This window comes from Anaeromassilibacillus sp. Marseille-P3371 (genome assembly GCF_900169665.1).
Lineage (GTDB): Bacteria > Bacillota > Clostridia > Oscillospirales > Acutalibacteraceae > Anaeromassilibacillus.
In genome coordinates this window covers 143806-154659 of record NZ_LT835157.1, presented here as the reverse complement: position 1 = coordinate 154659, position 10854 = coordinate 143806, and the positions used below count along the sequence as shown (strand labels likewise).

At 48.6% G+C, this 10854-nt stretch carries 8 protein-coding genes; 4 read left to right on the top strand and 4 right to left on the bottom strand.

The window, feature by feature from the left end; genetic code table 11:
* From B9Y59_RS00470 to B9Y59_RS00455, 4 genes are all read right to left on the bottom strand, one after another.
* Positions 1-5421 (bottom strand): cadherin-like beta sandwich domain-containing protein (locus B9Y59_RS00470; RefSeq protein WP_085531084.1); only part of this gene is annotated, 5421 nt, incomplete at its 3' end.
* 510 nt (positions 5422-5931) lie between these two features.
* Positions 5932-6567 carry a GNAT family N-acetyltransferase gene (locus B9Y59_RS00465; protein WP_158088893.1) on the bottom strand — a complete coding sequence of 212 codons (636 nt, stop codon included), beginning with the start codon at positions 6565-6567 and terminating at the stop codon, positions 5932-5934.
* Positions 6542-7636: a redox-regulated ATPase YchF gene (gene ychF / locus B9Y59_RS00460; protein WP_054324997.1), complete on the bottom strand. Its 1095-nt coding sequence runs from the start codon at positions 7634-7636 to the stop codon at positions 6542-6544. Before ychF ends, B9Y59_RS00465 begins: the two co-directional genes overlap by 26 nt.
* A gap of 64 nt (positions 7637-7700) precedes the next feature.
* A complete protein-coding gene (locus B9Y59_RS00455) occupies positions 7701-8099 on the bottom strand; it encodes a helix-turn-helix domain-containing protein (RefSeq protein WP_054324998.1) in 399 nt (132 codons plus the stop codon).
* A 146-nt stretch (positions 8100-8245) separates the two neighbouring features.
* Here B9Y59_RS00455 and B9Y59_RS00450 point away from each other — a divergent pair, with 146 nt between their 5' ends.
* The 4 genes from B9Y59_RS00450 (at position 8246) to B9Y59_RS00430 (ending at position 10803) form a co-directional block, all read left to right on the top strand.
* Entirely contained in the window at positions 8246-8554 is a 309-nt protein-coding gene (locus B9Y59_RS00450) for a helix-turn-helix domain-containing protein (RefSeq protein WP_085531080.1), read from the top strand.
* 605 nt (positions 8555-9159) lie between these two features.
* Positions 9160-9366, top strand: a complete 207-nt coding sequence (locus B9Y59_RS00440) for a helix-turn-helix domain-containing protein (RefSeq protein WP_054325000.1) — start codon at positions 9160-9162, stop codon at positions 9364-9366.
* Between the two features lie 560 nt (positions 9367-9926).
* Positions 9927-10232, top strand: coding sequence for a hypothetical protein (locus tag B9Y59_RS00435; protein WP_085531076.1), 306 nt, complete (start codon positions 9927-9929; stop codon positions 10230-10232).
* Positions 10233-10350: 118 nt separating this feature from the next.
* Positions 10351-10803, top strand: a complete 453-nt coding sequence (locus tag B9Y59_RS00430; protein ID WP_085531074.1) for an IS3 family transposase — start codon at positions 10351-10353, stop codon at positions 10801-10803.
* Positions 10804-10854 lie beyond the last annotated feature (51 nt).

The following is a 10854-nucleotide window of genomic DNA, read 5'->3' as shown; positions in this document are numbered from 1 at the left end:
CGAATCGACCGTCCCATCATCCACATAGGGCTTTGCATACTGATAGGTTTGCTCCAGAATCCGCTTGTCCGTCACCTCGAACACGAAGTCCAAGTCGACGCCTTCGCCCGTCATCTCTACTGTGTAGGTATACGAATCGCCGCTGATGAGTTCCTCCTGGCCGTTGACCGCCACCGAGCGGAAATTCCGGCCTTCAACACGCGGTTCAAAGGTCAATTCTACGCTCGTTCCCTCTGCCACGTCTTCCAGCGTAAACTCTCCCGTCAGGTCTGCGATCTTCTGCGGTTCGCCGTCCACCTTCAACGTTACGTCCTTGTTGTTGTATCCCACCGTCAGGTTCTGCTCTTCCGGTTGAATATCCTTCTTTCCAAAGGCTTCAATCTCTGTAATACAGGTATTTCCCCACTCATGCAGGCCCTCTTTCAGAACCATGCGCAGATCGGTAACACCTGTGAGGGGTTCATCAAAAGCAACGGTGTAGCTCTCATGTGTTTTATCGCTATATTTCCACTCCGCTGTGACATTCTCTGCGACCGTCTCCCAAGTTTTTCCGTTATCTTTGGAAATCTGATAATCCCACTTGGTCGGTCCCTGCTTTGCACCGTAGAAGGTCCAGACAAGAATCTTCTCAAAACTCTGTGGTTCCGCCCAAGAGAGAGTGATAAAGTTGTCGGGGGTTCCATCCGGCGCCACTGTAATATGGGTGGTGGTCGAACCGTCCAGGCCGTGGTCTCCATCGATCAGGCTCATCGGGTCCGTTGCCGGGCCTTGGATACGGGTTGCTGTCACATTGACCGCTTTGCGCGCTACATTCTCATAGTCGCCCATGGTCGATACCGTCAATGTGTAGGTCGTCTTTGTCGCTTGATACTGCGATTTGACTACAATCGGGATTGTTTTTTCCTGCATTGCGCTGTCCATAGTAACCGTGTAGCTCTCGCCTGGGAGAACACGAGTTCCGTTGACGTAGACAACGGCATGTTCACTATTCGCTACCGGAGTGATCTCTACGGTGCCGGCTTCGGCGCCGATGTCTACCGTATAATCTTGTACATCTGCCTGGAAGGATGGGCTCAACTCACCCTTACTTACCGTCAAATTGCGCAGGCTGGAATCCTTATCTCCGTCTTCGAAATCGGCAACGTTCTCTTCCGTAGAAATCCAAACCGGCAAACCCGCTGAGATTGTCGCAGACTGATCACCGTCATAGAATTTCACTGTGACATCTGTATCCTCTTGAACCTGTACGCTCACATTGGAGACTACCTCTTCGCTCGGCGTAACGATCAAGCCACGATCCGTATTTTCAATGGAACAATTGTAGGTTTCAAAAGTCCCGTCATCCTTCTGGAATACATAAGCCTTTGTCAGTGCCACTTCGCCCAATGCTTTGAATACCTCATGTACATCATTATCACATGCAGCGCCCTGGGTGACTGCGCCGCCCATAGCGGTGTACCCCGGGACCCAAGTATTCTTCGGCGCTCTCCACCAGTAGGAGATCATATCGACATATTCTTCGCCGATCACCGTGTTGACATGCTTGCCAACGATCACATCGTCGTGCGACGCCTCTTCATCTTTCACCCACAAGCCCGTATTGCGGTATGGATCTGCGATAAATGCCCAACGCAGGGTGCCGTCAAAGCCCATCAGCTGTGCACAGGACCCCATGGCGTTCATACCGCGCTCCAGGTACTGCTGGTCGCCGGTCAGTTCATATAGGTTAAACAGTGCATAGATGTTCCATGCAGACCAGCCATGCGGTGAGTTCATCATATTGGGAGAATCGCCGGTCAACTGCATTTCGACGTCATACTGTGCTTCCCAGAAGCGCAGGGTGCCGCCATTCATACGCGAATCCGGAACAATAGATTGCTGATGCGAGGTATGGTAGTTCATAATCTTGAGCGCTGCATTGGTATATTTCTCGCGCTCTGCAGAGCCCTCGGGGAACATCAAGGCGAATTCACTCAGCTGCGTCGCCGAACAGGAATTGGCGCCGTCCTCAAAGGTCTGCTGTCCTTCGGTTTCAAAGTGACCGTCCAGACGCACCAGGTTGTCCATGGCGCGGGTAACGGAGGCAAAGTGACGGTCATAGCGCTCTGCCCAGATTGCGCGCTCCTCTTCTGTCAAGTCCGCATCGTTCATCAGATCCTTTTCTACATAGATCAGTTCCATGATGGACTTTGCTGGATAAATGACCGAGGTATAATCCGTGCTTCCATTGTAATAGCCGCCGTTCTCCTTTTGGGTGGTGAGCAGGAAGTCGGCAAGATGGACAGCGCTCTCCAAATCGCTCATATTCCCAGAACTCTCATACTTATCGACAAATACGCCTAACATACCAGAGTGGTTCTGGATTCGGCTCTGCCAGGAAGTCGGCAGGTCGGTCGTGACATCATACATCAACGGATAAATCTCTTCAAACTTCTCGTCGATCGCCATGTCCAATTCTTCATCCGGGAAGTATCTCTTAGCAATATAGGCAGAATACAGTCCGTACCAGGATTCTGTGTGGGAGGTCGCCTTCTGTGGAGCCTCTACGGCCGCCTTACGGGCCTGTTTCGTGTACCAGGACCACGGCATCCGTATCGTGAACATGCCCTCCGCCTTATATCCGGCCTCGTTTTCTGCCCAAAGCTTATAGACGCCTTCCTCCCTGCCTTCCGCCTCAAAGGTACAGGAATAGGTATGATCCCCATTGTCGGTCACTGCGAGCGTCGTTTCGGTTCCATCCTCGTCAACTAATGTAACCACACCGTTCTTCAATGGAGACTGGGAGTAAACCGTCACTTGAGAAACTTCATTCTCCGCCATGGTATAACGATCTGCGTCGATGGTCGGAATCTCTGTGTAATTGGAGATCGTCGGTTTGACGTCTTCAATTGCATTTAAATCCTCGACCGGCTTGAGGTAAATATTCCAGGTTTTCGTCTCGTTTGCACCAATGTGATCTGCATCCTGCGGATGACGCTCCGGCAATTCGCCGGACTGTAAAACGTCGAGAGACGCTGTGTAGATGCGGTGTGCGCCCCACTCATAGTCCAAAGTATAGGATGCAACGGGGGCATCGGTTGCAATGGTCATCAGACGGCCGGAAGGTGTGGAGAGATAGCCCCACAGATGGGTTTTTTCACAACGCAGGAGAGTTGGGAAAAGTTGATCGTTGTACTGTGGGTAGCTCTCCAAATACGTATTGAATCCCAGGTTTAAGGACAGCTTGTCCACCGCCTGTTCCGTATCCTTGTTGTTGGTGACCGATGCTGTGACCACCAACTGCTTCTGCTCATCCACGGCATACCGCAAGGTAAAGGTCAGGTCTTCATTCGCATTGCGATACCGTCCTGTATACGTGATGGTCCCATCGTCCGCCGTATCTCCGGAAGTCATCGCAATCTGGCGGCCGTTGTAATTCCAGATAAAGCCCCCTCGGCTGTCTGTACGCATCGGAATGGTATACATTTCGCCGCCGATCATGGTCTTCATCGACTGAATTTGACCTCCCGTATGGTCAATTTCCCATTCAGGTGTTGTGATCTTTTCGTCCAGGCTGACCGGAGCAGTGTCAGACAGGGTAATGGCCTGTATGCTCATATTTCCCCAATTCTGGTCGTACCCATGGGAAATGAGCGCGCGCACCTCTACCTCATCGTCCGCATTGGGCGTATAGTATTGGAGGCGAGCGACATTGCATACCGCCGGCGTTCCGCTGGTGGTGACGCTGTTTCCATACGTTTCGCTGAATTCAACCTCTCCGTTCACAACGAGTTCCAGGGTAATGTCAGAGGCCCATTCTCCTGTATACACATTCAGATACTTCATCTCTGGGCCTCCGGGCACGCGGAAGGTCACACCACTGCCTTCTTTTACAAAGACGAACCCATTGTGGCCATCGGTCTCCGTCTCTGGATCGACGCCGTCACTGTAGATATAGGACGTTTTTGCATCCTGAATGACAGGGCTTCCCTGCTGCGTCCCCACCGGTGTTACGTCGGTGATCTGTGATTCAGCAACATTTTTGTGGTTATAGCTGGAAAAATCGGTATCATTGAAATACGCCCAGTCCACATTGCCTTCGTTTGTCAGGTCTGCCGCAACCGGCGCGCTCGAAACCTTTCCGGCAGCGACTACCCCAGTATCAACCACCTGGGAGTCGTTCAATGTAATGGCAGAGATGGACATATTTCCCCACTGGCTGTCGTACGCTTTGGAAACATGAAGCTTAACAGACACTTCATCCCCTTCATCCACGCAGCTGTAGGACAAGCGGAGCACCCGGTACACAGCAGGGGTTCCGGATGTGGTATCCGTACTGCCAAACGTCTCTATGTAGGCTGTATCCCCGTTGACCAGGACCTCGGCTGTGATGTCGGCTGCCCAGGCGCCGGTGTAAATGTTTACATAGCGCTCTTCCTTGCTAGCGGGCAGGGTAAATTCCAAGCCATTGCCTTCTCCGGTAAAGACTAAGCCCTTGTGGTTATTATTCTCAATCGACTGCACCGGAGAAACTCCATCCAAGAATACAAAATTGGTCTTTGTATTTTGGGCTACATAATCCTGCTTTCCAATCAGCGTCGGACCGCCAATCGCCGGGTCTTCCGTGTCCTTGCGATTGAACGCACCGAAATCGGTGTTGTCGAGCTGAACCCAATCGATACCGCCCTCTTTCGTGAGGTTTGCCGACTCTGGGGCATCCTGCACCTCGCCCGAAACAAGCGATTCTTCCTCCGGGAACGCCTCGTCGGTCAGCGCAATCGCCTGAATGCTCATATTGCTATAGGCTGCATCGTATGTAGCGGTAACCTCTGCGGTCACTGTGACAACATCTTCCTCCGAAGCCGTTTGGTACATGATGGAGGACAAAAAGCACTCTGCGCCAGACGTTGTCTCACGTTTTCCAAAAGTGCGGCTGTATTGCTCTTCGCCATTGACAGCTACACGCAAGGTGATTTCCGATGCCCAGGACCCCATGTAGACGCGCAAATAGCGCGGCTCTGTACTCGCTGGAACGTGAAAGGTCACTTTGCCGCCCGCCCCATTGATCACTTGACCTTTCGTATTGGAATCGGGAGCCCCTTCATAACGGAAATTGGTCGCCGTGTCCCCAGCGATCTGTGCCATTGTACCGAACAGCTCGATGTCCGTGATTCCATTGTCCTCGCTCTTCTGGGGGCAATTTTCGAGCGTCTTATCGCTGAAATGAATCCAACCCAACGGTCCCTCTTCTTCCAGGTTCGCTTCTGCCGGGGCGCCGCGCAGAAAGCCCTTTACCTGCGTATCTCCTACTTGCCAAACGGCGCTATCCTTTGCAGATCCATTGGCAGAAAAATCCGCTGCCAAGCCCACTACACCCGGTCCGGATGTCGCCATAAGCGCGGCCAACAAAAGAGCAGTGGCCCTCCGTTTCACCTTAAACATTTTTCTCCTCCTAAAGTTGCAATCTTCCTGTTCCCACGGTATTTTCCGTCTTATGTTTGGTCGCCTTCTTTCTTTTCATCCCCCTTTCCATTTGCTGCTGGTCAGAAGGCATCCCAGCCTTTACAGTGGCAAAAGAGTCCATTGTAAAGTAATACCAATTCACTAATTATTCCAATGAACTTTTCAAGCCTATTAAATCATAGGTTTCTCAAATTGTCAATATTTCAACCGAAAATTGAGAGAAATATTGAAAAATTTTTAGATTTTTTGTTTATTTGATAAAAGAAGGGAATTGCGATGCGTTTTCCCTTCTTTCAGCGAAAAACAATGGATAAAAATTTCAGAGAATTTCCCGTCAGGTTTCTGTCATTATAAACCGATCAAGATTGGTTCTACGGACAAGAACTTGCAAAAAATCCCCTACAATGGACCAAAACCGTCCATTGTAGGGGATTTTTTTGTTTTTTCGATGTAACCATTTTACGGCTGTTACTTTTCTATATACTCTAGTTACCTTGAAAGATTTCGCTCTGTAGCCGCTTTTTGCAGCACGTTTTCCACAAAGTCTATCGGGAGTGTGGAAAACTTACGCGGAGGTATGGGGTTTTCAGGCAGCGGTTTCATCCGTTTTTCCCAAACGGTCATATCGCGCCACGTCCCCAATTTATACCCTGTCTGTGGATAAACGGCAATTTTTTGAAAACCCAACTGGGTATGCATCCGCTCGCTTGGATCATTGGGCGATGTAATCAGCGCATACAGAGTCGTATAACCCTGCTCTTGCAAAAATTCCATCAGACATCCATATAGAGCCCGTCCTATTCCCTGCTGTTGAGCACCCTCCGCTACATAGACACTCAATTCTGCATCCCATTGGAATGCAGCCCGCCCATGAAACCGGGATGCATAGGCATACGCCTTTGGTATTCCATTTTCTTCGCAGACGAGGTATGGGAACTGCCCCTGAACGGCTTGAATTCGCCGTCTAAATTCCGCTGCATCCGGCGGATCATATTCAAATGTGACGGCTGTATTTCGCACATAGGGCGCATAGATCGCCGCCAATACAGCGGCATCCTCTTTTTGGGCCAAACGAATCCGGAACCGCGCTGGTTTCTGGTCAGACATTGAAGCGGAACAGGACAATGTCCCCATCCTTCATCACATAGTCCTTTCCTTCCGAACGGACCAAACCTTTCTCCTTCGCCGCAGTCATGCTGCCACACGCCATCAGATCATCAAAGGAAATGACCTCCGCACGGATAAAACCGCGTTCAAAATCACTGTGGATCTTGCCAGCTGCCTGCGGTGCTTTGGTTCCCTTCTTGATGGTCCATGCACGTACCTCCGGCTGACCAGCTGTCAGATAGGAAATCAACCCCAACAGAGAATAACAGGCATTGATCAGACGGTCCAGGCCGGATTCCTCTAGGCCCATATCTGCAAGGAACAGATCTTTTTCCTCCGGGTCCATCCCCGCAATCTCCGCTTCAATTTCCGCGGAAATCGGCAGTACCCCCGCATGCTCGCTGTCTGCAATCTCCTTGACTTGTTTAAAATATGGGTTGTTCTCAATACCGCCTTTAAAATCGTTTTCACTCACATTGGCCGCATAAATGACCGGTTTATTGGTCAAAAGGGATACGGTCGAGAGAAGCTCTGCCTCTTCCGGAGTACATTCTACACTGCGAGCCGACTTCCCTGCATCGAGCGCTTCACGGACGCGTTGGAAAAAATCATATTCCTCTTGATATTTCTTGTCAGCCTTCATCAGCTTCTGCGTCTTTTCAATGCGTCGATCCAATACTTCCATATCGGAGAGGATCAGCTCCAAATTGATCGTCTCAATATCGCGCTTAGGGTCGATACTTCCTTCTACATGTACGATGTCATCGTTGACAAAACAACGGACAACATGCACAATCGCATCGACTTCACGAATATTTGCGAGGAACTTATTTCCCAAACCTTCTCCCTTACTCGCGCCACGCACCAGACCAGCTATATCGACAAACTCGATGGTAGCGGGAGTATATTTTTCCGGATGATACATTTCAGCAAGCCTGTCCAGCCGCTGATCCGGTACGGCAACTACGCCAATGTTTGGTTCAATGGTACAAAATGGATAATTGGCGGACTGTGCGCCTGCATTGGTAATAGCATTAAACAGGGTGCTTTTGCCGACGTTCGGCAAGCCTACGATTCCCAGCTTCATTGATGCGAACCCCTTCTTTTTTCGAAATCACTTCCGGTACAAAACCGGCCTTTGTGCGTACTTATTATATCTGTTTTCCCGGCAAAGCGCAACACCCGTCCAGTCCATGGTTTTCCCACAGTTGCTGGACAGCGCGGGCCAACTCGCGCAATTCTTCCCGCTCTAGGCCGTGCGCCTGCAAGAGAATTCGCCGAACCCGTGGTCCCGACTCTGCCAACACCCGCATCCGGTGAGAAGCCTCTATCTCTCGCAAGAGGCGCTCTTCACTTTCCCCCATCATGGTATCCATGGAGACACCATATAGATTCGAAAGGCGTTTGAATGCCGGCACCGTCGGCATGCTTTTTCCGGTTTCGTAATAGGTATAACTGGATCGATCCAGTTCCAACATGTCCGCCAATTGTTTTTGGGTTAAACCCGCACGAATCCGCAAAATACGTAGCGCTTCGTTTAAATTCATCATGATTACTGCCCCTTCATTTTAGTGAAGAATCATCACTTCAATAGCACATGTATATAGTTGTACTCTACCGAACACTATATGTATTAATTTTGGGTCTCTTTCATACTATAATAATATAGTATTATCAATGTATTCGGAGGCGAAAAATGGATTTAGGCATAAGCTTTAAAAATATCCGTGAAGGCAAAGGCAAAAGTGTTTATGCCTTATCCAAAGAGACGGGCGTATCGGAAAACCACATTCATTCGATTGAAAAGGGGACCACACAGCCATCGGTCGCGATTTTGGAAAGGTTACTCAACGCGTTGGGTGTCACTCTGCCGGAATTCTTTAATGATGACCGTGATGTTCTTTATCCTTCGGCATATGAACGGGAACTGATTGCCTCCGTCCGAAAGCTGGACGGAGAACAGGCCCACACTCTGCTGCAACTTGCAAAATGGTTGGAGCTGTGATTGGTGTGCACAAATTCCCGGTATTATAAGAATTTCAAAAATTGTACACAGAAACAAAGGCTGTTTCACAGGACCGCTCGACTAACGTGAAGAACGGGCCTCGTGAAAAGCCTTTTTCTTTATTCCATTTTTAACTGGCTCGCTCTTGTTGAATCTCTTGGCCGCCTATTCTCCCTCCTTTTCTAAACACATTTCTTTACCGGGCAAGTCTGCTTTTCGTTTGTTTTTCGCTGATGTACGAAGTAATTTCGGTCCAAAATGGGAGAACTCTTTTCGTACACGTTTGAAAAGTCATCCGTTATTTTTAACTTTTGCTTGGACAAACGTCCTCCTGCGCCATGTCCTTTTCGTTTTATATTTTGAGAGGCGAATATGCAAAAGAGGCTCTGCAACACCATATATGCCCTCTAACCGTCTATTTTCACTGTCTGGCCAAAGGAGCTGTAACAGGAATTCATCTAAATATAGTTCTAATTTTTCATTCAGTGACAAATAACGACTTATTATGTGATATATAGTCTCTATTTATCTTCATTATACTCAATATATTAGGGATAGTCAATCTATTGAGTATGGTAGGATAGGGTCTAGCAGAGGTGCATCTTATGATCAGCTACAAGCCCTTTTATCAGACCCTGTTTCGCAAAAACATTACAGAATACCAGCTTATTTACAACTATGGTTTTTCTGCCAACACCCTGCATCGGATGAAGCACGGCCGGAATATTACGCTCAAAACATTGGACACACTTTGCTCCATTTTAGAATGTGATATTGCCGATATTATCTCCTATCATCCTGACGAAGCATAAGTACAAGCTGACAGAACCTTTGAAGTTTGGTTTGCTACGACAAATCCGTTTTCTTAACTACTTCAGCGGAAGGCATTGCCTTATGTATACCATAAAAGGCTGCCTATCGCGCCCCATGTAACATTTCTCGGAATATCCATCTTTTCACTCCCTTAACGGAAATTCTTGGATACGTAGGATTTAAAGTCTTATATTACTATATGGCTTTGTATTTTACAATACGCCTCCTGGATATTTCGTTCGATTACAGAGTTTTAGAGGATGTAAAAGGATATGGATTCTGGCTGCGGGCCGATTTTACGGATCGCCTCTCACAACTATACAGAGTTCGTCCCTGACACTCCAATCAACCTAGCAATAAGCCATTCCCGAGCCTAAACTATACTTTTTTACAAATATATTCACTTAGCTTATTTCGCGTATTATGGACAGAATTTTATAATGAGACTACAAAATGTAAAGCCTCCTACCTTGTTTCTGAACAGGTCCCGTAAAAACGGAGAATAGACAAAAAGCCCCCTGATGTAGGAAAATGAAGTACTACATCAGGGGGTATTATCATGTCAAAAAAGAAATGGACAAACATCAAAATTCTCGGGGCAGAGATCAACGCAATGCGCGAAGCAAGGAAATCCAGACAAGAAATAGCGGACTATTTCGGCCTTGATAAAGTTCAAATTAAGAACGGGGTTCATCGATACAACAAAGAGGTAAAACGTACGTCATTCGGAATTGCGCCACGCCCAAAGGGGCGTCCGCGCAAAGACGGGCAACCACCTCGGCAGAACGAAAAGAGCGAACTGGAACGGCTTCGCATGGAAAACAAGCGGTTGCAGGATTTTCTGCAATTCACAGAAAGGAAGTGAGGCCAAAAGTAAAATATCATGTGATCTATAGGAACCGAGAGCGTTATCCTGCCTCTGTCATGTGCCGGTTTTTTGAGGTATCCCGGAGTGGATATGATGACTTTGTCCACCGTTTGGAATGCAAGGAGAAGGTGCAGGTTTGGCGGAAGCTATCCACGTTCAGCGAGGGCGCTGCTTCAAGATATATGGATATCGACGGATGTGGCTGTGGCTGGAGAAACAAGGTACGCGTCGCAATCCCAAGATAGTTCTGCGAATCATGAAGAAATACGGCCTTTGGGCAGAAATTCGCCGCCGGAGAAAATGGGTTCAGGTGGGGCAACAACTGCACAAATATGAAAATCTTTTGAATCGTCCATTTCAAGCAGACAGGCCCAACAGCAAATGGGTGACCGATATCTCCTACATCCACACCAAAGAGGGAGTGTTGTACCTATCCACGATTCGTGATTTGTATGATAACAGCATTGTTGCCTATAAGACCGGTACACAGCAGACGGTGAATCTCGTTCTGGATACCATCCGCCTGGCTATGATGAAGGAGAAAAAGAGAGTCGCTGCAACGTTGTAGCTCCACAGCGACCAAGGGTTTCAATACACTTCCCGAGAGTATTTTCACCTG

Coding starts and splice junctions, on each gene's coding strand:
- ychF (WP_054324997.1), bottom strand. CDS start 7,636: ATGAAGCTGGGAATCGTAGGCTTGCCGAACGTCGGCAAAAGCACCCTG.
- B9Y59_RS00455 (WP_054324998.1), bottom strand. CDS start 8,099: ATGATGAATTTAAACGAAGCGCTACGTATTTTGCGGATTCGTGCGGGT.
- B9Y59_RS00450 (WP_085531080.1), top strand. CDS start 8,246: ATGGATTTAGGCATAAGCTTTAAAAATATCCGTGAAGGCAAAGGCAAA.
- B9Y59_RS00440 (WP_054325000.1), top strand. CDS start 9,160: ATGATCAGCTACAAGCCCTTTTATCAGACCCTGTTTCGCAAAAACATT.
- B9Y59_RS00435 (WP_085531076.1), top strand. CDS start 9,927: ATGTCAAAAAAGAAATGGACAAACATCAAAATTCTCGGGGCAGAGATC.
- B9Y59_RS00430 (WP_085531074.1), top strand. CDS start 10,351: ATGCAAGGAGAAGGTGCAGGTTTGGCGGAAGCTATCCACGTTCAGCGA.